A 25847-nucleotide genomic window follows, 5' to 3' on the forward strand; every position below is an offset into this window, starting at 1 on the left:
CCCTCAAATAGAACACATCTGGTCTATATATTCTTCAAATTGTTTGCGTTTAATCAGAGTCCTTTTCCCAATTTTCAATGTAAATTGTTTTGCTTCCGGTTGCTTTGTAAGTTCTCGTATTGTTTCTCTACCAATACCCGTATATACATACATCTCATCAATAGAAAGTGCTATCTTATGCCACAACGGAACTTTTTCGCTTTTACTGGTAAACCACTCATCACTCAATCTGTTCATCATCTGCACCTCCCTTAAATTCCGATGCCTGAATAAATTTATCGAATGTTTTTCTCTTGATAAATCTGCGATTACCCATCCACAACACAAATGGACAGGCATATAGATTTGTTATTTCAATCAGTTTTTTCTCACTGATTCCTGTATAAAAAGACGCTTCTCTAATGGTTAATATAGGCTTATGCTCTAATGGCATTTCTTTTTTGCTTTGCATTTCGTCCTCCTTGTATTGATAGCATCAGTATATTCATTTTTCTGCGATAAGCCCATTATGCAATCGGACTCATCGCAGATTTGACTTTTTACTATATTGAATACTGCCTTTCGAGGTATTCCTCAAAGGATTTTCTCTTGATTACCCTGCGACTTCCTATCCATATCACAAAAGGGCAGTCCTCCGATTCTGACATCTCATATATCTTATTGGCACTTATCCCTGTGTAAATTGAAGTTTCCGTTACCGATAAAACAGGTTTTAACCAAAGCGGGATGTCATAACTTACAATTTCATATCTTTTCTTAGACATTCTGACACCCCTTTTCTCTTGCATTGCACTGTCTTTCGCTAATCACATAATCCCAACCGGTTTGATTGCATTTATCGCAGTGGTCTTTGACCTTTGCAAACGGGTCAAGCCGACGCACGATATAATCTGGATTGTGAATATAATCATTCAGGCACTTTGGGCAAAGGCAACGGATATTTTCTTTCTTTTCTTCCTTATAAATCCAAAGTCCGAAAGTCTTTTTAAGCGTTATATTTATTCGCCTTAAAAGCTGCTCATCTTCAATCGTTCCGATGTAATCTCTGAGTTCATCTTTATTTACTGTCTGAAGTTGCTCCAGTAGAACCATTGACGGCTTCTTGAGTCCAAACTCCTGACCGAGCAGGATATGTGACGGCAGGTATCTTTTCTTGATAACGCCTGTTACAGCAGCCACAATAATTGTTGGTGCGCTTCTGTTATAATCATCTGCCTGAATTACAAGCACCGGTCGTGTTCCGCTTTGTACCGAACCTGTTCGTGTTCCGAAGTCGTAGTAGAATAAATCCCCACGGCAAATTGTTTTTTCTTTCATATGTAAAACCTCACATTTCTAAATATTTTGAAGTGTCATTCGTATCCGGAATGAAATAACCCCTTCACTCATTGCACAAAAGGGTTCATTTTGGACACCCAAAATCAGAGGTTCTTATAAATTTTCTTAAAATTTTTCTTTGCCGCTTCAATAGACTTGCTGACAGAACTGTGATAAGTTCCTTCTTCTGCTGCTATTTCACGACAACTTTTACCCTCAATGACAAACTTATACAATCTTCGTTCCTGAGCTGGTTTCATCATTGAAAGCACTATTCTAACTTTCTCAATTTCACGCAGACGCTGTAATTCTTTCTTCTCTGCAATTTCTTCTGCTTCTCTGAGTTCAAATGGGTCAACAAAATCCAAGAATGCTTCATTATGGAATTGCTCAAATAAATCATCTTCATAACAAAATGCATCTAAATGTCTTGCATCTCGCATTTCACACCTATGGGTTTCTCTGTTATCATCAATAATCACTTTTCCCTGTGCGACAGAAAGCAAAACAAAAGGAATGTATCTGCCGATAACATCAGGATATTTATCCCACAGTTCTTCTTCGGTAAGTTCGGTAACAACTGCCCATTTTTCTGTGCCGGTATATCCGTCATATTCATATTTGAGGTTCATAAGTTTACAGTCTCTTATAAAAAGTTCTTCCTGATTATTTAATTTGTTGTTCTTTGTCATTTCCGTAATCTCCTTAAAATCTGAATTTTTGAATTTGGTTTGAAATCAAAAATTCGGAGATTACGGGTATTTAGCTATCTGGCACTGCCATACGGTATAAAACATAAAAGTCCTTTCCCAAGTAAGGGAAAAGACCTAATACTGCACGAAGCATAATCGAATAAAACAGCAACAAAAAAAGCACCGTCGAATCTGGACAGCAAAGAATACTTCTATTCTTCACTTATCCGGCTTCGTACGGTGCTTGGTAGTTTAGCAAATAAATTGCTTATCTCCGCTTACTCGATTAGAAATCGTTTCGATATTTACTTGTAATCTTCATCGCCTGCAATTCCTGCCATATCCATTCCTACGGATTCTGCGGAAGTAAGCGAGATTTAAGATGTGGACATTCTTGCATTTCTGACACTTCACACTCAAATGTCCGGTTGCGTCTGAAAAAACTCTCTGTATCCTGAACCCACAAATCGGGCAGAGAATATCACGCTCTTTCAGGCTTTCTGCTTCTACTCTTGACAGAAGCAATCTCTTTTGTATTTCAGGTGCTACCTGAGTCTGTAACCTCATTACGAAACACCTCCCAGATTTAATTCATTGGAAATGTATTCAAGGATATTGTGATACTCAAATAGTCCCATATCTCTCAATCTGATAACCAAGGCTGTATAAGATACTCCGATATAAGCTGCCATTCTACGAATAACTGCTTTTTCCTTTGAAGTAATGGTATTATCGCCATAAACTTTTATCGGATTTGACTGATTATATTTCGCCAAGGCATTTTCAATAATTCTTCTCGGCATAAGAAGCGAAGCTCCCATTGTATCTGCCTGCCACTCAACAGACGCAAACATCTGAGCCAGTTCCTCTTTGGAATAACTACGCTCACTGTCATACTCTGTATGAAAGCGTCCTTCACTCGGCATTGCATACATCTTACTCAAGATATGATGTGACGCTTCGTGTGCCATTGTAAACCTGCGACGTCCCTGCTCCTTTTCAGCAAGAAGAAATTTATCAAGTACGATGGTATCTTTCGGGAAAACAAAGGGAATAATTTTTCCGTCCTGATGTACCAGCAGTGGTGTTGCTCCATCTGCCAGAAAACCAATCCTACCTGCATCATCTTCTGCGAAAGAAGCGTATTCAATTCGTAACATAAGAAATTCTGTAATGAAATGTTCTATGTCGATGGATTGAATCACTCGATTGCTAAACTTATTAGCATAAGCTGTTATCAAGCCTTCGCTGATTTCTTCCAACTCGGCTCTTGACATATAAATACTCAAGTTGTGTCCACCTCCGACTCCACCTTGTCCGGCGGTGCAACTCCTCCGGCAAAGTTCTGTTGTATTTCCGCACTATCCAAATTGATTAGATAGCGAATTCCTTCAAGTGTTCTCATTCGTCTGTCCTCTGTTATAGTTCTTTGATGATGTGACGAGCCACACCCTGAATGCAGCACTCATCTACAATGATGTCTTTCATCTTTTTATTTTCCGGGTGGAGAATGATTTTCTTATTCTCATCATCTCGGAAGTAACGTTTCAATGTATTCTGATTATCCACAAGGGCAACTACTATATCGCCCTCTTTGGCTTCTACCTGCTTTTTGACAACCACAAGGTCGCCGTCATCAATCCCTGCTTCAATCATAGACTGACCGCTTGCTCTTAATATGAAGAAATCTCCTTTGCCGAAAATAGCAGTAGGAAGTGATACATATTCTTCAATATTTTCTTCCTCATACTGAGGACTGCCACAAGGAATAGAACCTACAATCGGTGTCTGTGTCTGTTCGCCACTGTACTTACGGGTCACATTGGTGCGAATCTCCTGCCCGTCGTACTCTATCATATTCTTCTCAGCCATCTCAACCAAATATTTATATGCAGTACCTCTTGCAATACCTACTGCTTCTGCAATCTTTGTTGTAGATGGAGACTCTCTTTTTTGCAGGTAGTATTCTTCAATATAATCTTTTATCTGTTTCATCAATTCGGGTCTCTTACTTCTCATACCTGCACCTCTCTTTTTTCTCTATCGGAAGCAGACTGCTTTCGATACTTTAATTATACTCAATCCACAAAAAATATCAATAGATTTTTTTGCAAAAAGAAAGAGGTGTCGCAAATTGCTAACACCTCAAAATTTCGTTGCTTGCACTGAAATCATTAACTCCAATGGCTTGCTATTTTTCTCTATTCTTATCTTTTCTTATACAATACAAGTTCCGGATTGTTGCCGTCTTTTTCATAGGTGCAAATAAGAATAAAATCCATATCTGCAACAACACCGAAACATCTGTCGCCGCCGTATTCACATTCAAGTTGATTGCCCAGATATGTCTTTGCGTCATTCAAAAACTTAGCTACTTGCCCGTTCGGAAGCCGGTACTCAAGATTCACATACTTTCCCACAAGGGCATTCAGTTTTTCCGCCTTTGGCATTCCGTCAACATTCAATTCGTTAATCTCGCTGATTAGCTTTTGCTTAAATTCTTCAAACTGACCATTATCACTAAGCTCATCATATTTCTTCCAGTAATCCAAAGTAGGAAGCAGTTCTTTCATATAAGAACGGGCTTGTTCCTCCGTGAAATTCTCGCTTACCATATTCTTAACGCAGACCTCAATCAAATCGTCCATATCATTGTAAGTATATGTTCCGTCGGCATAACACCACTTACAATAGTCCTCGTTGAAAGAACCGTCGTGATTGTGTCCGATAATATCATCATCTTCAAGTGGCATTCCGCAGCATTGGCAGATAAGCTTTCTCGGTGAGCCTAAAAGTGTATTTATGGAAACATCAAATACTTTGGACAGCAATTTCAATGTTTCCGTATTCGGAACCGTATCTCCGTTTTCCCAACGTGAAACTGCCTGACGACTTACAAAAACTTTTTCTGCAAGCTCGTCCTGCGACATTCCCTTTTGGGTGCGAAGTTCAAGTATAACCTGTTTTGTATCCATTATGCAGTACCTCCCTTACACTTTTATTATAGTCTCACGCATTATCTCAAACAAGCAACTCGCAGTTGCTGTCCTTATTACTCGGCTTTTTCGTTCACGGCTACATCAAGATTTTGATAACCGAGCATATAGCCTCTTTCGCTAACCTTTTACTTTTCGCAAAGCGGACTCATTTTACTCTAATTCCTGTCCCTCGCTTTCTTTTTGTTGCAGATAAAACATCGCTTTTTGCGTTTCAATCTCTGCTTTCAGTTCTTCTTCTGTAGGCAGATACAATTTGTACTTTGAAGCAAATAGCTGTTCATTTCCGTGCATAACAGAATAACGGGCAATATCATCATCGGTATCAGAGCAAAGAACAATACCTATTGTCGGATTGTCTCCCTCGCTTCGTTTTAACTCATCATACATACGAATATACATATCCATCTGTCCTACATCCTGATGTGTTATCTTTTCTGTTTTCAAATCAATGAGAACAAAACATTTCAGTATATAGTTATAAAAAACGAGGTCGATGAAGTAGTCCTGTTTTTCAGTACGAATATGCTGTTGTCTTGCCACAAAAGCATAACCTTTTCCAAGTTCCATCAAAAACTTCTGCAAATTGGAGAGAATGCTTTTCTCAAGGTCACTCTCGGAAAAATCAGTGTTTTGAGAAATTCCTAAGAACTCAGCAACTAGCGGATTTTTAATAAACTCCAGCTTATCATTCTGATATGATGCTGTCAGTTTTTTCATTTCATCTTCCACTAATTCTTTCTTCTGTGTTTTCAACATACGGTAATAATACTGTGACGAAATGTTTCTCTGCAAAGTACGAACGCTCCACGTCTGTTCTGACGCTTCCTTCTCATACCAGTCACGAGCCGCTTTATCTTCAACCTGTAATAAAGCTCGGTAATGTGACCAAGACAAAAGGTTACCAGATTGTCTACACACCGTGTCGACAATCTGAGGAAATGTTTTATAGAATTTCAGGCAATGATATAAATTACTTCTGTCATATCCTTTTCCATATAACTGAGTCAATTCTTTAGAAATCTTTTTTATTATTTTCAAGCCATATTCTGAGCGTTCTTCTCCGCCGAGTTCTTCTTCTGCAATACGATAACCAATAAGCCAGTTTCTTTGTACAAGCAATGTATTGACTGCCTGATATGCAGATTTTTGTGAGGATTCAATAATCCCACACATATCTTTTAAGATGTCGTCCGTTTTAACAAAATTACCCATAATGCTATTCTGTCCGACATTTTGCAATTTACTCTCCATAGCCGTCACTCCTTAGATTTTTCTCTATTCGCCTTGTTGCATATCCTCATCAGCTTTTGCAATCATCTGTTGATACTGTTCTTTCACACTTTCCGGTCCGAGTATCTGCACTTTTCCACCGAACCCGAACACCCAACCGAAGAAAGTCGGACTTGCAGACACTTCGGTCTGTATTCTGAACGATGTCATATCATAGGCAAGCGTTGTCACTTCCTCGCCGAAACGGTCAACCATTGTTTTCATCAGACTGTTATCACACCGTAAATCCACAAGGACTTTCTCGCCTGAGAACATAAAAAAAACTTCCTTTGTGTAATTCTCAATATCAAAATCATCAGGCATAGGAATAATATCCTTATCCAGTATCTCCGGCTTGGAAGCAATACGGTCTACCCTGAAATTGATAACCTTGTTTTTCTTCTCAGAATATCCGAGAACATAATAATAGTCCCCACACCAGAGAAGTTTATATGGGCTAAGCTTATATACCTCGCCCTTGTTCTTCAGCACTTTCTTTTTTAATCCCGTATAATCATAATACTGAAAAGAAATCTGCTTGCCTGCGTTGATGGCGTCGTTTATAGCGTCAATAATGTAATATATCTGCTCATTATCCGGCTTAATACGATTGACCACATAGTTATTACGCTTCAACTTCGACACCTGACCAGGACTTGTCATTGTATGTATTTTCTCAATCAGAGCGTCACTTTTCTTTGTGGTAATAAACTTTGAGGATTCCACTGCGTCTATCAACAGCTTCAGCTCCGGCAGTTCAAACCTTCGACTTGCCACGAAGTATTTGCTCTGTGTGGAATGGATTACCACAATATCTATACCAAACTCCTGAAGTGCGGCAATATCCTTTGCTACAGTCGTCCTGTGTGCAGATATTCCATATTCATCAGCCAGTATATTGATTAACTGTGTTGTAGAAAGCGGATGTTCCTCGTCCGTTCGCTCCTCTAATATTTTCTTTAAGTATAATATTCTTGGCTTTGTTTCCATTGTTTCTTTTCTGAACTACTCCTCATATAATCAAGTGTTTTTTATTGAAATTTCAAGATTTTTCAATCTTTCATATCTCAGTGAATAAGCCTCAGCTACGAGCGTTTCAAGGTATCGTGTACCGAAATAGCGGTTTTTAGGTATACTAAATAAAACGTCATTGATTTCCGCTTTACTGGCCTTGTGTATACCCATCCCTCTATGGCAGCTAACCTCCTATATCCACCAGGATCATCTCTGTCTCCAGAGGTCCTAACTTCCTTCGTCCTGCCTGCCCATAACCAGGGTGTCAGCTATGCTCCTTTACGGGGTCATGCCCCATGGTGTCTATTCCTGCCGACTACTAGCTCATTCTTTGTTTTTCTGATTACTGACTTGCTTCCTGTTCCAGCACTATGATTAGTGGACGTTATCTGTTACAGTCCGCTTTATTTAGTGGCTGCCATTGTGACAGTCTCCACTATAGTTACTTTTCTTTCTTATGCAGCCTGCAAATATACTGCCGGTCTCTTGATGTCACTGACCATCTTCATTGGATCATAAATCACTCCCTTGGTCAGTATGGCATAAAAGACACGTATCAGCTTGGCGGCAATCGCCATAAGTGACTGCATTTTTTTCAATGGGTTCAGCCTTCTAGTTGTATAGTATTCATGGAGTTTCCTGAACTCAGAGTTCTTCGATACGAGCGACATTGCAGCCTCAAAGAGAAGATATCTGAGTCTCTTTCGTCCTCGTCTGCTTATTCTTGTATCACCCTTATGTTTTCCAGAACTATTTTCAACTAGTGCTAATCCTGCTAGCTTCTGTAGCTCTTTCGGATTAGTGAAGCGACTAATATCACCCACTTCTGCGAGGAATCCAGACACTGTCTTGATTCCCACACCTTTAATTTCCAACAGCTTCTCAGCCATAGGAATCTTTCCCACTAACTCTTCAATCAGAGTCATTACTTCCTGAAGACGCATGCTTTTAGATTCGTAGTCCTCCAGAAGCATTCGGATTTCCAGTCTTGCAGATATTGCTCCTTCTTTACTTCCAACGCTATGCTCTGCAGCTTCAATCAGGGTCTTTGCCCTCGCTTTTCCCACTGCTCTCATCTTTGCGTCTCGCCAAATTTGGTTCACTCCTTCAATACCCAACGTCAAGATATCCTCTGGGAGTGGTGCCTTCTTGAGAATCAACATTCCGCTTTTGGCATCCGGCTTTCCGTATACTGTCTTGTATTCAGGAAAATATATGTTGAACCAACGACTAATCCTGTTTTGTATTCTTGTAAGCTCCGCCTGTAATTGAAATCTTATGTTTGATGCTGTTCTAAGGTCAGCATAAACACCATCTGGTAGGTATGGGATCATATAGCGTCCCTCTCTAACTAGTCCTGCAATGACTTTTGGATCCTTACGGTCGTTTTTTGTTGGGTTATTGTCGTCGAGTTCTTTCGATTTTTTCACATGATGAGGATTCACAAGAACAGGTTTCATTTCATTATCCTGAAGAAATTTCCCTAGATTGAACCAATAGTGACCTGTTGGCTCCATACCTGGAACAACATTATCCTTTTCATGCTTCTCTTTCAAATCCAGGATCCATTCCTTAAATGCTTCGAATCCTGTCTCTGTGTTACTAAATTTAAATGGTTTCTTCGAATACTCAATACCTCTGTAATCAAAAGCTCTGGCATAGTGTGTTTCGCTTCCGATATCAATTCCAAGTACCAAAGTTTTTTCTGTAATGGCTTTAATTTTTGCGTTTTGTGTGTTAGACTTCATTGTAGATACCTCTCTGTTCAATAAGATTTTACCAACCTAGCCAGTCAGTAGTCTTATTGTACTCTGAGGTATTTACAATTTTCAACATCCACTTTTTATATTATACAGGAAGCTCCTACATATCTCTAAACGCTTCTACCTAAGCCATCTTATCCTTTAATGACTTTAACTAGCGCCTTTGCAATCATAATTGCGTCTTCTTCGGTATTGTCTCTACCAAACGAAATACGAATAGTGCCTTCTGAATACTCAGATGGTACTCCGATTGCCTTAATAACATGCGAAACTTCTGTATTTACAGAATCACAAGCCGAACCAGTTGATATACAAATCCCCATCAAATCCAAACGATGCAGTAACATTTCCCCACTCGTTCTGCAGATAGACAAATTTATATTCCCCGGAACATGATTATTAGAACCATTTCTAATAAAATCTATCTTAGACTTCAGAAGAACATTGTTAAACGCTTCATCTAAAGCAAGTAGTTTTTCATTCACTTTTTCCATTTCATCGCAACTTTTTTTCAATGCAATAGACATTCCTACAATCGAAGCAATATTTTCAGTTCCTGCACGCTTATGGAATTCCTGAGCACCACCATCTACAAATGAAGATATTTTTGTACCTCTCTTAACGTACAAAAAGCCAATTCCCTTTGGTCCGTTAAATTTGTGTGCCGAGGCAGAAAGCATATCCACACATAAGTCACTGACATCAATTGGAATATGCCCAACTGCCTGAACTGCATCTGTATGAAATAAAATACCGTTATCATGAGCTATGGTTGCTAACTCTTTTATTGGTTCAATCGTTCCAATTTCATTATTAACCATCATTACAGAAATCAGCTCAGTATTACCTTTAATAAATTTCACTAAATCTTCGCATGATACAACACCTTGTTTGTCAACTGGAAGATAATCCACTTGAAATCCAAAGTGTTCTAATCTTCTACAGGCATTCAGGATTGCATGATGCTCAATCTGCGTTGCAATTGTATGATGTTTTTTCCCCTTCTCAGCAATCCCCTTGATTGCCCAGTTATCACTTTCCGTGCCTCCCGATGTAAAATAAATTTCATCTGGTTGAGCACCGATGCATTCTGCAATTAAAGTTCTAGCTTCTATCAAGGCTTTTTTCGGTTTACGTGCAAATGAATATGGTTGTGACGCATTGCCATATTCTTCTTGAAGCCATGGGAGCATTGCATTAAATGCATCTTTATCCAATTTTGTTGTTGCTGCATTATCAGCGTATATAAAATGCTTCATAGCTATTCCTCACTTAAAAAGTGTACACCCTTCATCCTTAAATTCTTCTATTTTGTCCAGCAAATCATCAACAGTACATCCTAAAAAATCAGCCAAACAGTCCATACAATAAAAATTGGCAATGTCTTTTCCAAGAAGCTTTTTGTTTATGCCTACAGTATCTTTATCCAATTGCTTTTTTCCACAAGCAATGCACTCTTTACTCATTATTCTCTCACCATTAAACATGGAACATCTTTATTTTTATATTCACTGTCAATCATGCCTTGCTGAAGTTTGATAATTCTTCGCATTTTCATAGCTGGCGTTAAACAGTAGTCTCTAAATTCCATCTTGTCAACATCAAACTCATTTCTAACATTTGGAAACAGCAGCTTTAAATATGCAGTTGCCAATCTCTTAATTGCCTCTGTATCCCGAGTATCCGCATGCTCGGGAACTTCTACAATCTTTTCCACAATGGCACGATAACTCATATCATTTCTGAGTTCATGAAGAATAGAGCAGAAATATTCAGAGTTAAGTGCCCATCCGGTCAGTTTAAGACCATCATTCATTCTAGGTATATCCCACCCTTTAACGAATCCGTGAATACGGTCAAGAAGTGCCGTTTCCTGAAACAACGTAGGTAATTCTCCTAACATATAGCCATACTCATCCATGTTTTCTTCTTTTATATTGCCAAGGAATACCACACCAGCATCCGATTCTCCATTATAGCCATTGGAATTAAATGTACCGTACTCAAGATATCCTTGAAGTATGGAACGCATTTCATTTTCATCGCCGAAATTTACAAGCTTTACTTCATCAATCGCTACATAATCCGGACCACAAATATAACCCGGTTTTCTTCTGTTAGCATCATAAAACATTTTCGAACGGGTAACTTTTCCACCGTCTGTCAGCAAGCCGTTTTTACTGATATGACCAAAAACATAGCTTTTTCCAGTTCCCTTAGGAGCTAGTTCAATAAGGTTTATTCTTTTCTCTACAAACGGCAATAATCTAGTAAGCATCGTCAGCTTTTGAAGTTTCGTTTCATATCCGTCAGCATTATAGTCGATAGCTCCTAATAAGATATCTATCCATTCATCCGTTTCAAAGTTTGACCTCATTTCTTTAAAATACTCAACATCTACCGTATAAGGGCGGAAATTCTTGAAACCAGTCAACTTTATTTTTCCCGGAATCTTTGGCTTTACTGTATCGTCAGGTGGACGATATCCTAATTTTATAATCCCCCAAGTTTCTCCTGTATTTATCAAATCTTCTTTATAGACATCCCAAATAGCCGGTTCAATCAAAGTTTCTTTTTCAGTAACTCCAAAATCAGGAATAGCAAATGATATTTCTCCGGTCTTTATATTGATATCTACGGAAATTTTTGTCAGGATTTGAACACTTTCATTCTCATAGATGATTTTATTTTTTATACTCATCCAATCCTCTTTTTTGGGTATGAACTTCTTAACAAATGCAGAAACTTCATCTACATCAAAATTTCCAAAATCATCGCTGAACATTTTCAAAAGATAATCTCTTAAAAATGCAGGAAGTCCAAGAGAAGAAAAGAAATTATTATTTTTTAAATCTTTATAAACAACCATTTCATCAAAATAGTCTCTAAGTTTATCAGTCATTTATTTTTACCTCTAAAAATCGAACATATTATTCTGTGACATTCCCTTTTTCTCAATTTCAAACTGCTGTCCAGATGCGAGAACACTAGCACCATCAAGGATATCAATAGAAAACTTGCCTTTTTTGCTGTAATTTTTCAGTTCTACGCTGTATATATAAGGTTCAGCAGTTTCTTCAGCATTGTAATAATTACCATCCAATTTAATGGAAATATTATCACTTCTAATTCCAACATAAATTTTAATGATTGCGTATTCCTTTGCACCTAATGTTAAAACTCTTGATTCATCGACAATAAAGGCTTCTATATTAGATGCTTTTTGTGTAATTTCAATAATTGGAACCGCAACTTCCTCCATAGAAGCTCCACCGTGTACTTCTACATTTGCACGTCGGCTTCCCCTAAATCTGTCATAATTCGCCAGAATCCAGTATCCAGACTCTTCAATTGCAAAATCTGGTTTATCGTCAATTTCACTTATCTTGCAACATCTTCCTGAATGCTCGCCTTTTGTCTCCATATTCCATATATTTTCAGTTTCATGAAGAACAGCAAGTCGGCTGGCACCATGGTCAGAAATAATAATTGCTTTATTATATGACCCAGCAAGTATGCTTGCTTTAATTTTCGTCAATAAATCATCTATTATTTCGAGCTCTTTTATGAGGTAAATTGGTGTTTTTTCTTTCTCATAGTCGAAGCTATCTTTGCCATGATGCTTAATATCATCTAAATCCTTTATATCTGATATTGGACATCCTTTATCTTTTAACACATCTATAAATTCCTTGTTAAATACAGTTAATGAGGGCAACTCGCATCTTGCACAAGATATATTTGCTGAAAGTCCGTATTCGCTACACTTCTGTTGAATAAAGCTTAAGTATTCAACTCCCATTGCATCAACAAAAAATACTTGTGCATTTTGTGTATCAAGTTTATCTACATAGGCTGTACGTGGTTTTAAGATTGTAACAAAATCCATTTTTATCGCCTGCTCTTCAACAACTTTATCAAAAGATGGCAGAATACGATTTGTTATCTTTTGATATTTGTAATTCTCAAAATAGGTATTCAAAAATTCATTTCTATATCTATAACTTGACAAATAATACGCTAAATCGGGATAGACATTCATCAAAATAGAAATCAATTCATCCTTTGAATACTTCACACCATAATTGCTAAGCCATTTGATGATTTTTTCTTTTTCCGGTTGTGTTAAATCTGTCAGATAGTAAATTTCATCTTCTCCTTTGGTTGATAAAATTTTACAAAAATCTATAGTCTCAGGCAATGGCTTTTTCAGCTCACTAATTAAACATTTTCTTTGCCTATACAATTTCTGATAGTTTTCACTCTTCCAATCAATATCAAGTACAGACCGAAAAATATTCTTTATCAATTCACTAGATTTTGACGTCTTATTTAACGCAAGTTTAAGGTAATCATTATTCTTAACACCGCAAATCAAAAGTGCAACATAATAAAGCCATCTCTTTTCAACGTCAAATTTCGGATATTCGCTCATTACATGTAAAAGATTATTTTCTGACCCAAAATTGTCTACAATAACCGTAGTCCACGTTCCTGATTTTCCCATTTGATGGAGCACGTAATCCCATTGTTCCGGCAATCCACATGCTTGAGGAACAATTCCTGTTCTTGAATCTTTATTTCGGAGAATATCATAACTATTATTTACTTGTGAAATATGAAAGACTGATTCAGCAAAAGAGCTTTTATCTATTGCTGTTGCAATATATGCATCTCTGTTGAAGCAACTATCTATGGCTGTTCCAATGTTCTGTATCCCACTATATGAATCCGTAAAAATATCGGAGAGTGTCGGAGAAATGAAATTTATATTGCAAATATTGTCAGGATTTCCATCAACGATAACCAATCTTCCGCTCTCAGATATTCTAGGATCTGTAAATCTGAGATATTTCTCACATTGATAGGTAATAATTACAACATGACCAGAAATGCTTGTTGTAATCAGTGTTTTTAAAGCCTGCTTTGCCACATTTTCTCCAAATAGCATAAGGAATCCAGACAATCCGGTTATAAATGTATTACCACTGTTACTTGATACAGATGCGTATAACTCATCCAGTTTTATTGCCTCATCTTGATTGCAAAACTCCTCTATAGACGGGAACTTATTACTACCCACCTTAAAATATTCTGCTATATTTGCTAAATCTTCCCTTGTTTGAACATCAACAATCAAAGGATATCTTTTATTAGAGTTCAGATATTTTTGAACTCTCTTTTTTGTGTCATCCAGATTCATATGTTTTATCCTCCGAATCACTTTTGTTTCTTTATGATTTCCAACCCAACAACAAAATTATCTTCAATCATTTTCTTCAGATATTCTTTTACCTGTTCAGCTGGCATTTCGTCTATTACTTTTTTTGCTTTTCCATACCCTGACTCATTATATTTTGCATTAGCCATCGTCTTAATCTTTGCTGTAACCGCTTTATTTCCAAGCCAATGATACGGCGAATCTGAGATATGGTTCTGAAGGTAAGTTCTAACTTCATCAACATCATCAAACAATTCAGAGAACTCTTCAAGGAAAACATCTCTAAATGCTTTATCTCTATCTTCTTTATTATTCAATTTCTGTACATAGATCATTTTATCGAGATAGTCTAGTGCTGTTGTAATGGTACGCTCATCTTTAGTTTTAGAATTTATAGCTCCAAATACCTTTCTTGCTGTTGAGACTTCATCATCGGGAACCATGGCAAGGATAGGCATATGATACTTATTCGACCACATATATGGTGAATCAGTACCGGTCAAATCGTTCCATTTCTTTTTGAGTTGAGTATACAACTGAGCATTCTTATATAAATCAACTGCTTTTTGAACCTTGTCGGTATACTTATCTCGCTCAAGTAAATAAGAACCTCCAAATCCATATGTATCATCATCAAGAATGGATTTAACATCTTCTTCTGAAAGGTCGTCTAAATAGAAACTACACGCTTTAATAAATAAGCTGCTCTGTGAGCCCATAAAATATTTAAAGTTTTCTATATTCTCACGAAGTAAATCAAGGAATGGCTTCTTTTGTGAATCAAGAAGATTTCTTTGCTTATACAAGTTGTAAAGCATCTCATAAAAAGCTTTGCTATCGCCAAGCTCATTTTTAATCATTGAATAAGCTAATCGAATCTGACCAATCTTATCAACCCATGCACGAATCGCTTCCATATAGGTTGCATTTTTAGATAAAACACCATTGCTTATTTCAATAATTTCATATTCACAAATAAGCTCATCTATTTTTGCATTGACTGTATCTGTATTCCATACCCAATTGGCAGCATCTGAGCTGAATTTGTATTGCAACTGATTGATATACTGACCGCCGTCATTGATTTTTTCAGCAACAGCAGGAAGTTTTCCTCCATCGTATAATTTTAAATACTCAAGCATACCAGATTTGCAATTGTCTTTTGTGAGTATACTCTTCAAGTCATCTACAACGCCATCATTATCTAAGCATAATTTTCCAATGGTAAGAGCAATGTCATTATCAGACTTCTCGCCTTCCATGTTCTTGTTATTCGCAATGCCACAATAGTTGTCAATAAGTTTTGAAACAACATCTTTATCTGTCTTAAAAGTCTTATCGTCAAGCACATACTTGATTACCCAAATAGGGAAGGAAAAACCTTTCATCTGCTCTCGGATTCGTGACCTTGTTTCCGTAACAGAAACACAATACATTTCTGGAATATCGAAAGCAACTGATGTAGCCTTGTTAAAGGCACGTTCTTCTTCCGTCAATGTTACGATAAACTTATCTTTATAACGTTTTTCCGGCGTATTGTCCTGCTTAATAATTTCAGAAATCATACTGGCAAGCTTTTCCGCATCTAACGGTACGGTTGTTAAATTGTCACTGTAAGAATAAACGCCTTTCGTGTATTCCTTTAAAATAAATCCAAGAATAAAAGCCGTCAGGTTACAAGGCATAAATCCGTATGGTTCTGCTTTCAGCATCTCATATATTGAAGCAATAGAAATACGGTCACTTTTATTAAAAGTTTCGTTAATAAACTCATCTACCGTTTTCTTCAAATCTGCAATATAAGAATGAGAGTTATTCCAATATTCTGGAACTTTCCATGCACCCTTCAGAGCATTTTCAAGTTTAGTTGCTTCATTACCGGAACGGAATGTCCCTTTTGTTTCTTCGTTAATACCACATGTTGCACCATTTCCCAATGAATTGGCATCATACATTGTATTCAGAACACATGTATAAGCACCCTCAAGACATTGTGGGTAATGGAATTTATCTATATCAAGCAGATAGATAAACAAATCCTGGATATTCGTCACTCGTTCTCCATTTGTTGCATAGCGAGAGTAGACATAGAAATCGCCGCCTTTAATTCTCTTCGCCCAATTTGAAAGCACCTCGATAGCGTATCCCTCGTATGTCTTTCTCTGGTCTAAATCGCTGTTTCCGATTGCAAGAGACATGGCATAGTTTTCAACAAACTCATTATACTCGCCTTCACCGAGAACACATGTTGAACTATCGATTACAATTGCATTTGATTCAGGATTATTCACAAAGAAATTCTCTATCTTTTTCTTTAATGCACCGCTTTCAGACGAATCTCTGCCAATAGTTGCAACGGCATAAAGTTTGTTATTAGTTACACTTGGATTGTTTGCCTTTTTAATTTCACTATCAAAATCAGAAAGTGTAGCATATACCAATGAATAACGGAGCTTTAATGCGCCCGTAAATTCAATAGTAGTACGCAAATTACTACCTGCCATAAATGACATATCTTTTGTAGATTTACCTTTAGCTTGAGCAATGAATGGACCCGGGTCTACACTCGGTCCCATGTTTTTGCAGCAATACGAGAATACATCGCCAGTCAAAGGCGTTCTAGTTACTACATGGTCGTTCAAAAGTTTCTTTGCAATATTTTGTGCCGTAAATTCAAGGTCAGTGCCCTCGAACGCAAGTGTCAAATTTTTGTTATTTGGAAGAAAAATATCACGGTTACCACTCATTCTTTCAGATATAGCCTGAAGTAACAAGATAACCTTGAGTACACGCTTTTCATCTTCCATAAGCTCCTTATCCATTTTCTGAGTATAACAGCTTAAAACCTCTCTTATGCCATCAGCCAATTTCTGACTACCTGTTTCATAAAAGAAATTCCATAACATATCAATCGTGACAAATGGATTTTGAGAACTAAAATCATATCTGTCAATAAACCACTGAAATGCTTTAACATCTTCGCCTTCATCATTTTTAATAAAATTGAACATACTACGGGCTGTAGATGTGTAGTAAATTGAAATATGCTGCAATATAAGGGCTGCATAAGGATGAATCGGCAAAACATTACTTAAATCCTTGTCCGTTAAACCAATTTTTTTACTTACAGCAGAACGGCTCTGCATAGTACGGTCTTCTAAACTTTTCCTGTGCTTCTCCCATTTCGCAGCTTTATCAACATCATCTGTTACCTTCAATGCCTCATGCATCAATTCAAAAGCTATATTTTCAGGCAATGAAATGTGAATTGGCGAAACAAATCTGTCGAGGATTTTTCGCTTATCTGGGTCTCCATCAGAAAAATAGCCTTCAGCTTTATGTGTAACAATCAAAAGACAGAACGGTGCCGTAGCAGCAAGCTCTGCAACCTGCTGAAAACCAGTAAGATGATGCATGTTATTCTCAAAATACTCTGAAAATTCATCCCAAATGAATACAAGTTCCTTAAGGTTATTCTTTTCGATAATTTCACGTATCCAATCGCAAAGTTCCCCTGTAGTCATGGAAAAGCTTCCCTTTACAACCGGAACTTTAAACACTTTTTTAACCAAAGTATTCAAAGCTTCTTCCTTGAAATTTCTTAATTTTTCAAGAATACTATCCGCAGTATCTCCGTTCAACACTGTCTGATATTTACCCTTAGCATAAATGTCAAAACTCTGCTTATTTTCTTCATCTTCAAAATATCTAATAAGCGAATTCTTCAAAGAAGTACTGGCTACATTTTCAATTCCCGCATCAGCCAATGCTTTCTCTACACCCTCCTGAATAGCAACAACCAAATCCGTATCACTTTGAATATCAGATGAGCCATAACGATGACAAACAAGAATTTTACCTTCTTTTTTCTGTGCAATCAGTTTTTGACAAAGAAAATTATCAAGATTATAACGTTCAAAGTATGCATTTGTTTCCTCGTCTGAAGCCTCAGTGAGTTTCTTTAATGTCAGAACAGCATGAGATTTACCCGTACCATATGCACCGTCAACCCATACCGATAATTTCTGCTTGCGTGATAGAACATCTACCATTGACTTCAATAGCTTAATGAACGTAGGATGTGGGTAGAATTTTTTCCACAAATCCGGCTGTTCCTCTATTATTTTCTTATCTACCTGTGGAAAATACTCCGGGTCGATATCAAAATACTCTCTGTAACTCATTCTCTTTTCCTCCTCAGAACAGCTCGTTTAAAATTTCATTCGCCGTCTTATCACTTTTGAGTGTAATATTATCCAAACCAAGCGTAAATCTTGCTTCAATCAAATCAGGATAATTAAATGTAAGACCATTCAGGATTTTCTCCATTGTTTCTCGGTTCAATCCAAAAATCTGTGTTGGACTAATTCCAGCACTTTCAACAGATGTATCAAGTAATCTGGTTAATGTGAACTGTCTATAATTTCCGCATGCCTCAGCAAATTTATAAAGTGCATATAGTATCACTTTTTCGTCTGGATTTTTCCATGAACCTCTAACAAAATAATTCAATGTAATAGTTTCTCTTCCGTTTGAGGATACTTTCTCTTCATAATCTATAACACTACCAAGACCAAGTTGCTTTCCAAACGGTGTCTTAATCAAAAACGATTTAAGTGCATCACAAATATTTCTCTTTCCTAAACCAGATTTATCATTTTCCATGACTTCGTCTAATCTAAGTTTTATAGACTCTGGTGTTGATGTCTCACTGAAAGGTATATTCTTTATAAACCATCTAAACTCTTCTGAATCCTCTGCATATACTAGGTTACACATTAGATAAGCCCACATACTCTCATCATCTACTCCAAGAGAAAACATTTTTTCTGCGAACTTGTTCGGTTTATATTTTATATACTTATACTCTTTTCCTTTCAAGGATTTATCTTCGTCTACCAATCCCGCATCTTTAACAAAATTTAAAAATGCATCCTTTTTCTTATTTGGCACTTCGCCATCTCCATCTGATTTCCAAAACGATGACGTTCCCTCATAGTCAAAGTACACTCTCAACCAATTTTCTTTAATACCAAAGCTATAATATCTATCAAGTCCAGTCATGACCTTTGCTCCTATTCTATTTTTTATAGAGTTATATCTCAAACAATGAGAATATATATCGTGGCAGCTAAAGCAATGCTTACACTGATTTGAAATATGCACTCCATTTGCCATATCAATACAACCACTTTTACATTCGGCTGCACAATACCCACAATTAACACAATAAACGCTCTTTATAATCACACTCTTAAAAAGCGACAAAAATTTTATATCTGATTTACTATTTTCAATATTAGGAAACGTAAATTGCTCTCCACCTTCTTGAGTACTTATAGTACGAATTGCATAAGATTTTCCCTCATATGCTATGCTAAATTCACCATCCCCCAAACTAGTAACCTGACCAATAGTCTTTGCCCATTCTTTCCAGTATTCATTCTTTTTCTGTACAGTTATAACATTTTGTCCCTTGACTATTTCAAACACATGCTTATCATGACCGAAATTTAATTCTCTGCCACTTTTTCTGGTACGCCAGTATCCTTGTTCGACAAACCTATCATAATTTTCCTTTGAGAAGTTTTTTCCACTAGTAGTTATTATTTTATTGATAAACAAGTCTGTATCATCGGGATAATTTTTATACTTCATGTAATCATGTTTCCCTTGAGACATAGGGCAAACAAGGCAGCCAGCTCTTGTATTACCTTTTTTATATGCATTATTAAAGGTCAAGCCATTTTCATATATGTATAGAAAAAGTTCTGCCGTGTTCCATTCCAGAATAGGATGACAGCTATATTGCCCAGAATGCTTACCTCCATAACTGATTGCATCATACTCACTTCTAGATAAGCTTTCATCTCCACGAACACCAGTGAATGCCATACCAGTAAAATCAGGTTTTTGTAAAACTTCTCTAAGTTGCATTATCTGCGGCGTAGTTTTATGCACACTACAACACCAACGTATTGTTACAGCTGGCGGTCCAAAGATTTGCCATGTATTCTCAGGTTTTAATTTTGATTTTGCCTGCAAAAACTCAATTTTTTCTTCAGCACAAATTTGTTTTATTTTTTCAACAGTCTCATATGTATCGGGGAATTCCATTCCAGTATCCCCAAATAACACCTTAAAGCAGTTATGAGGAAGTGCTCTTTGAACCAAATCCAAGGCAACGACACTGTCCTTACCACCAGAAAAAGCTACATAAAAAACATCCACCTTGTCTTGATACTCAATAAAAGTATTATATATTTTCTTTATAGTTTCCTGTACAAGCTGCTCCATTAACTGTCGATTCTTATCGACCATAGCAGGTATATCAACAAATCGAAGAGGATAACCTTCCGGCTCCGGGTCTTCAATAAGAACTAATTCCGGAGGTGTATAAAGAGAGCCTCCCTTGGTTTTTGCAACGAGTCTTCCTCGATAATAATAATTATTGGCTTCTGCCCACATATATGGGAAACTGTCATTTTTATCATAATCCCAATATTTATCAAACCCTAAAATATCAAGTTCTTTATAATAAACGGGTCTGGGTTCCTTTGAAAATGCCAGTGGCATTGGGGTTAATATATAACCACCGGTAGAACTATCCCATTCGTATGCATACATCCTGTTTATTCCTTCCTGTTCCGAATTTGTGTTGCTTTCCGCATAGCAGTATCTAAGTCCTTATAACTACGCCTTGTAATCATATTAACATCTGCAAGATAATTCAGTGCTTCGCTTTTCTTTAATTCAATTCGGCTTTCAGAAAGCACTGCTGCACAAGCATCCTCAAATTCTTTAATTTTTCCATCTTTTTTAACAATAGCTCCTGCCACATTGTGCAGGGATTGTCCATTATTCAAAAGTACAAACTTTTTGCTATATGAAATCAAAAAGCTCTCTAACATATACTCATTCCATTCATATCCAACAGATGGGAATGCAAGGAAAGAGTCTATCTCACGAATTCTGATGTAATCCTTTGACATAAAGCTCTCAATAACTTTATCGACTGAATCCACATCAAAATTTATCCGTTTTTTTGAGACAAATAAATCGTGACTGACTCGCACTGAAACTTCTGATAAAGCGTCGAAATAAATTACAGTATCTAATTCTTTTGAAAGTATATATATTTCGTCTGCTGTAAACTCTGCATGATGTTTAGCATACAACTGATATACATCTCTCATAGAAAAACTGTCTTTTGGCAGGCTGATAACAGCACCTTCAAAACGAAACCTTCCGCTAAATCGTTGTTCGATTGCATTTCTAATTCCAAGACCTGAAAGGTACAGATTATTTTCAACAAATAATGGAAATTTATCTTGAATCATATTCCAGACATTCGTCCAAATTGCATATTCGTCCTCACTGATAAAACCCTCAATAATCTCTGCAATATTCTCCAGTTCATCATCAGTGATTTCAAAAATATCTGTATGAAAATACTCGCCCTTAGAATTTCGTAAAAATCGAGAATCCGTTTTAATGATTCTGTCAACTCGTTCTTGTGGGATATGTGATAATGTGCTAAAAACATCATCAAGTCTCATTGGTTTACCGGCGGAAAGAAAATATTCTTCAATTTCCTCTGTGTGGTCAATTTTTACATTTCTATCAACCGACATATAATCTGAAAAATAATAATATTTATCTTTCTCAGCCGAATACTCAATATAAGCTTTCAACATTTTTTCGTCTGCCAGTGTAAAGCAACTTGCAAAAGCATCTGATAAATCCTGATAAATTGCCTTATAATAAAGCACCGACTTCCCAGTGGAGAAGCAGTTATCAATGTATGCGAACAAAGTTTCCTTTGTGTTGTTATCAATTATTCCCTCAGCAGGAAAAAGTCTGTCTTTATATAGCACTCCACAATAACGCAATCTTTCTTCCAAGGCTTCATCATCAAAAGTGAGAGTTTCGTCAAAAAGTGCATCATACATTTCTCTGAAATTCTCAAAATCAATAGAATCAAATTGCATTCCGTTGCGGTATCGTCTTAAAAGAGTGATTTCAAATTTTGACTTATCAAAATCTTTCGGCTGTACTTTTTCAATCTCATTAGCAACCGGAAGTGATGCTTTTTTCACTGATAAAGATTTTCTTTCTTTTGCAGGAAGTTGACCTCCCATTTTTAAGTATTTCTTAAATGCTGCTCTAAATCGGTTATGCTGCTTAACATTAAACTCCAGAAACTCATTATCTCCCATGAGCTCTCGAATCAGCGTTGATGCGTCTTCAAAACCACAATCATAAATCATGTGCGAGGCATAATTATGATTTTTTGCATATTCCTCGGCTGTTCTTATTGCTGAAACATAACTTCGGCACGAAGCTTCTGCCATTTTCTCATAATTATACAAAAAGTCGAAAAATTGACCATCTGTAACTATGTCCTTTTCTTCTATCTTATATAGTTGTACCTGCTCCCGTAAAACTGAATTGGCATTTTTCCCAAACGAATAAATATCATCCGCCAATTTTGTTGCCCAAGATACATTATTTAGAATACTTATTACCAATTTCTCATCCGTACCATTGCCTAACATGGACATTATTTTTTCTAAAGTCATTCCATTGGGGTCATCGTATACCTTGGAAATATAATAAAGTTTCTGATAGATTTTGGAATATTTACTGTCCGAACTTTGGTTATCTTTAGCTTCAACATTGTCGCCTGAATCCTCTGTTGAGATTTCTACATCAGAAAGCTTTATGCCAGACCTCTTTTCGCTTTGCTGCAAAAATTGCTTATATAAAGGTACTGCTTTATCAAGAACAATTGCTGTCTTTTTATGCATCAACCTATATATTTTCATTCCAAGGAGCTTTGATGCAACGGTTATAAATTCATTTTTATTATTCATATTCCAAAAGCTCACTTTGCTCAAGCTACGAGAGCAGCAATACTCCGAACCTTCATCAAGTGCATTAACTATTGTATTAGAACTATATTTGCTTATTGGATTAGATGAAAGCCATTGAATAAATTTTTCCCTTGTATTCATATTATTCATAGCCTCCTTGTATCCTATTTGTTCTTTTGCAAGTATGAGTATTTTCTCAAATTCATCTGAATTTAATTTGCTCATTTTTGCCATTTCAATATATAATTTACTAGCTCCCGGTAAGCCTTTTTTCCCATCTGTCAAGAGATACTCCATTTTTGTCATCTGAAGCGCAATTCCGTTTTCATTGCGAAACACTTCATCTATGTTAATCCCATTTGCTTTTGCACGTTGTCTAAGCAAATTTGATAATTTATGTACGCACTCTGCTTTATCAATTTTATTGTCACGAATTCTGTTACAAGCATCTATCAACAATGCTACTTCATACTCGTCCCATCCTATCCGAACTGTCATATCAATCCTCTATAATTTGACAAATATCCCCGATATCACAATGGAACACCTTACATATTCTCATCAAAACATCGAGAGAGACTGTCTCATTCTTATTTAACTTTGTTGCAACAGATGAAGAAATCTCTGCCGCACGCATTAAATCCTGCCTTTTCATCTGATTATCAATCATAAGTTTCTGAAGTTTGTTATAGCTGATTTTCATCTGTAACTCTCCTTTATTCTACCGATTTTCATTGTTACAGTTATACTCATTTCATTATACCACAAACAATTCATATTTTCAAGATGAACGTAACTATTCGCACTCTGTAATCGGTTATGTGTCGATATTTTTTAACACCTCTGTATTATATTGAAAAAAATGTACCCGATGGCTACTCAAACGAGCAGCCATCTTTTTAATATGCCGGAACACCGTAACCGTAAATGCTACTACTTCCGACTGTGTATTGTCTTTGCTTACAAGCGTCGCTTGAATTACCTTCAACGGTGTAAACCGTACCGTTTTCGCATTTCTCAACAATACCAACGTGGTCGGTTGTTCCGTCGCCCTCCCAGTCAAAGAAGATAATATCTCCGGCTTTTGGTTCATAGTTTCGGTCGTACCATCCGTTGTTCGACTTGAACCAATTTGCTCCGTCAACACAGCCTGAGAATTTTGGAATGAGTCCACTGTCGATATAACCGCACTGGTCGGCACACCAAGATACAAAGCAGGCACACCATTCCACTCGACTGTCAAAACCGTACCAACTCCAATAAGGTTGTCCGCCCTCATTGCCAAGCTGAGTCAGAGCAACCTCCACAATCGCCTGATTGCTTCCGGCAGTAAATGCTCGTCCGTATGGATAATATCTCAGAACGTGAGCCGGATATTGAGTATCTCCGTAACTATCCCAACCAAGCCTTTGTGCCTGTTCAGTGGAAAACTCCACTGCATTGGCATAAGAATAACCTCCATACTTTGATTTTGCCCAAGAGATATATCCGTTACCGAAGTTGTAGCCTTGCAAGGCAAGTTTGATACGCTCCATATCAATCGGACTTTCAACTTCTGCCGAATCAAGTGCCGCTTTCAATTCCTGAATACCGCACTGTATGGAATATTCCGGGTCTTGGATTCCGTTTGGCGTATGCGGATACCTTGTGTTAAAACTGCCTTCTGCTGCCTGCATAGGGTCAAGTCCCCGACCACCACTTTCCTGCATCATAACTGCCTTAATCAGTTTCACATATTCAGGAATACCGTATTGCTTGGCATACTGTCGTATCAATGGGTCGTAGGCTTCTACCTCTGCACTGACCTGCGTATAAGTATTGCTTTCACTTCCACCACCAAGCATTGCAACAGCACTTCCAAGCAGTACAACAATCAGAATTACCACAACCGCAATCCAACCGCCTGCGGCGATAGCGGCAATCAATGCTTTTGTACTGGCTATGATTGCTTTTACTGCGGCAACCGTTGCTTTAGCTGCGGCTTTCACAGCATTTGCAGTTGCTTTGGCGGTCGCCTTTGCAGCCTGTGTCGCTTTCTGTGAAGCCTTAACCGTCGCCTGTGCGGTTTTCTGTGCGGCTTTTGCAGTCTGTTGACTGGTCTTAATGCTTGCCTTTGCAGTATGCTCGGCAGTCTTGACAGACCTCTGTGTCGTTTTCGCCGCTTCCTTGCCTGCAAGTTTAATATTCTTCTTACCTGTGGAAGTAACAGACTGCTTAACCATTTTCTCCGGCTTTTCAAGCGTCCTGATTGCCGATGTTGTTTGAGTCTGTGCTGAAGAACTACCCACCGTTGTAGGTCTGCCTTGCGTTTTCTGAGCATTCATCGCCTTTTCTGCTCTCTGCTGTTTGAAGCGTTGAATACCGTCTTTGGCAGATTTGATATTCTTCTTCGTTTCTTGAACGCTATTTCGCCCTGCTTTATCAAAAGCATACGCTCCTTTATGTGCGATTTCATCAATTCCGGCTTCCGTCTTATCGGCAGCATATTCTTCTGCTGTATTCTCATTTGCATTTACCGAATGTTCTGCTTTATCCTTTGTGGCGATATATGCCTGTTTCATTTTCTGACCGGCAATGGCAGCTTTATCCAAGGTCTTTATCGTGCCTTTGACCGTATCTCTTGTTTTAATATCAGCCACATCAAACCTCCTTCCCCACAAAAAGAAAGCAGCCTTGTATCTCTACAAGACTGCCAA

General features: G+C 37.4%; 20 protein-coding genes. All 20 read right to left on the reverse strand.

The annotated features are described in order from the left end of the window. Positions 1–3 precede the first annotated feature (3 nt). Positions 4–240 (reverse strand): excisionase, encoded by a 237-nt coding sequence (locus KQH97_RS08240; protein ID WP_240892621.1) that lies wholly within the window; start codon positions 238–240, stop codon positions 4–6. Continuing rightward, a complete protein-coding gene (locus KQH97_RS08245; protein ID WP_154454513.1) occupies positions 221–451 on the reverse strand; it encodes an excisionase in 231 nt (76 codons plus the stop codon). The genes KQH97_RS08240 and KQH97_RS08245 overlap by 20 nt, the downstream gene beginning before the upstream one ends. Before the next feature lie 91 nt (positions 452–542). Continuing rightward, positions 543–764 carry an excisionase gene (locus KQH97_RS08250; RefSeq protein WP_002587855.1) on the reverse strand — a complete coding sequence of 74 codons (222 nt, stop codon included), beginning with the start codon at positions 762–764 and terminating at the stop codon, positions 543–545. Then, complete coding sequence (locus KQH97_RS08255) at positions 757–1317, reverse strand: type II toxin-antitoxin system PemK/MazF family toxin (protein WP_216553757.1); 561 nt, start codon at positions 1315–1317, stop codon at positions 757–759. The genes KQH97_RS08250 and KQH97_RS08255 overlap by 8 nt, the downstream gene beginning before the upstream one ends. Before the next feature lie 104 nt (positions 1318–1421). Then, positions 1422–2009 (reverse strand): sigma-70 family RNA polymerase sigma factor, encoded by a 588-nt coding sequence (locus KQH97_RS08260; RefSeq protein ID WP_154454511.1) that lies wholly within the window; start codon positions 2007–2009, stop codon positions 1422–1424. A 566-nt stretch (positions 2010–2575) separates the two neighbouring features. Further along, positions 2576–3298, reverse strand: coding sequence for an ImmA/IrrE family metallo-endopeptidase (locus KQH97_RS08265; protein WP_154454510.1), 723 nt, complete (start codon positions 3296–3298; stop codon positions 2576–2578). Between the two features lie 130 nt (positions 3299–3428). Next, positions 3429–4028, reverse strand: coding sequence for a transcriptional repressor LexA (lexA, locus tag KQH97_RS08270; RefSeq protein ID WP_216553758.1), 600 nt, complete (start codon positions 4026–4028; stop codon positions 3429–3431). Between the two features lie 188 nt (positions 4029–4216). Further along, entirely contained in the window at positions 4217–4984 is a 768-nt protein-coding gene (locus KQH97_RS08275; RefSeq protein WP_216553759.1) for a zinc ribbon domain-containing protein, read from the reverse strand. A gap of 174 nt (positions 4985–5158) precedes the next feature. Beyond that, positions 5159–6259 carry a YhcG family protein gene (locus KQH97_RS08280; RefSeq protein ID WP_216553760.1) on the reverse strand — a complete coding sequence of 367 codons (1101 nt, stop codon included), beginning with the start codon at positions 6257–6259 and terminating at the stop codon, positions 5159–5161. Between the two features lie 24 nt (positions 6260–6283). After that, on the reverse strand, positions 6284–7267 hold the full coding sequence (locus KQH97_RS08285) for a YafY family protein (RefSeq protein ID WP_216553761.1): 984 nt from the start codon (positions 7265–7267) through the stop codon (positions 6284–6286). A gap of 479 nt (positions 7268–7746) precedes the next feature. Then, positions 7747–9039, reverse strand: coding sequence for an IS110 family transposase (locus KQH97_RS08290; RefSeq protein ID WP_216553762.1), 1293 nt, complete (start codon positions 9037–9039; stop codon positions 7747–7749). A 149-nt stretch (positions 9040–9188) separates the two neighbouring features. Then, positions 9189–10313 carry a cysteine desulfurase family protein gene (locus KQH97_RS08295; protein ID WP_216553763.1) on the reverse strand — a complete coding sequence of 375 codons (1125 nt, stop codon included), beginning with the start codon at positions 10311–10313 and terminating at the stop codon, positions 9189–9191. 9 nt (positions 10314–10322) lie between these two features. Beyond that, positions 10323–10520 (reverse strand): hypothetical protein, encoded by a 198-nt coding sequence (locus KQH97_RS08300; protein WP_055062752.1) that lies wholly within the window; start codon positions 10518–10520, stop codon positions 10323–10325. After that, positions 10520–11956 (reverse strand): BREX system Lon protease-like protein BrxL, encoded by a 1437-nt coding sequence (gene brxL / locus KQH97_RS08305; RefSeq protein ID WP_117603513.1) that lies wholly within the window; start codon positions 11954–11956, stop codon positions 10520–10522. The genes KQH97_RS08300 and brxL overlap by 1 nt, the downstream gene beginning before the upstream one ends. A gap of 12 nt (positions 11957–11968) precedes the next feature. Further along, the gene (gene pglZ / locus KQH97_RS08310; RefSeq protein WP_216553764.1) at positions 11969–14257 is read right to left on the reverse strand and encodes a BREX-4 system phosphatase PglZ; all 2289 of its coding nucleotides are present in this window, start codon (positions 14255–14257) and stop codon (positions 11969–11971) included. A gap of 17 nt (positions 14258–14274) precedes the next feature. Next, complete coding sequence (locus KQH97_RS08315) at positions 14275–18459, reverse strand: hypothetical protein (protein ID WP_216553765.1); 4185 nt, start codon at positions 18457–18459, stop codon at positions 14275–14277. Between the two features lie 13 nt (positions 18460–18472). After that, on the reverse strand, positions 18473–20902 hold the full coding sequence (locus tag KQH97_RS08320) for a phosphoadenosine phosphosulfate reductase family protein (RefSeq protein WP_216553766.1): 2430 nt from the start codon (positions 20900–20902) through the stop codon (positions 18473–18475). Between the two features lie 5 nt (positions 20903–20907). Next, positions 20908–23649 carry a hypothetical protein gene (locus KQH97_RS08325; protein ID WP_216553767.1) on the reverse strand — a complete coding sequence of 914 codons (2742 nt, stop codon included), beginning with the start codon at positions 23647–23649 and terminating at the stop codon, positions 20908–20910. A gap of 1 nt (position 23650) precedes the next feature. After that, a complete protein-coding gene (locus KQH97_RS08330) occupies positions 23651–23854 on the reverse strand; it encodes a helix-turn-helix transcriptional regulator (protein ID WP_216553768.1) in 204 nt (67 codons plus the stop codon). A 196-nt stretch (positions 23855–24050) separates the two neighbouring features. After that, a complete protein-coding gene (locus KQH97_RS08335) occupies positions 24051–25790 on the reverse strand; it encodes a lysozyme family protein (RefSeq protein ID WP_216553769.1) in 1740 nt (579 codons plus the stop codon). Positions 25791–25847 lie beyond the last annotated feature (57 nt).

The organism is Ruminococcus sp. MSJ-25 (genome assembly GCF_018917825.1).
GTDB lineage: Bacteria > Bacillota > Clostridia > Oscillospirales > Ruminococcaceae > Hominimerdicola > Hominimerdicola aceti.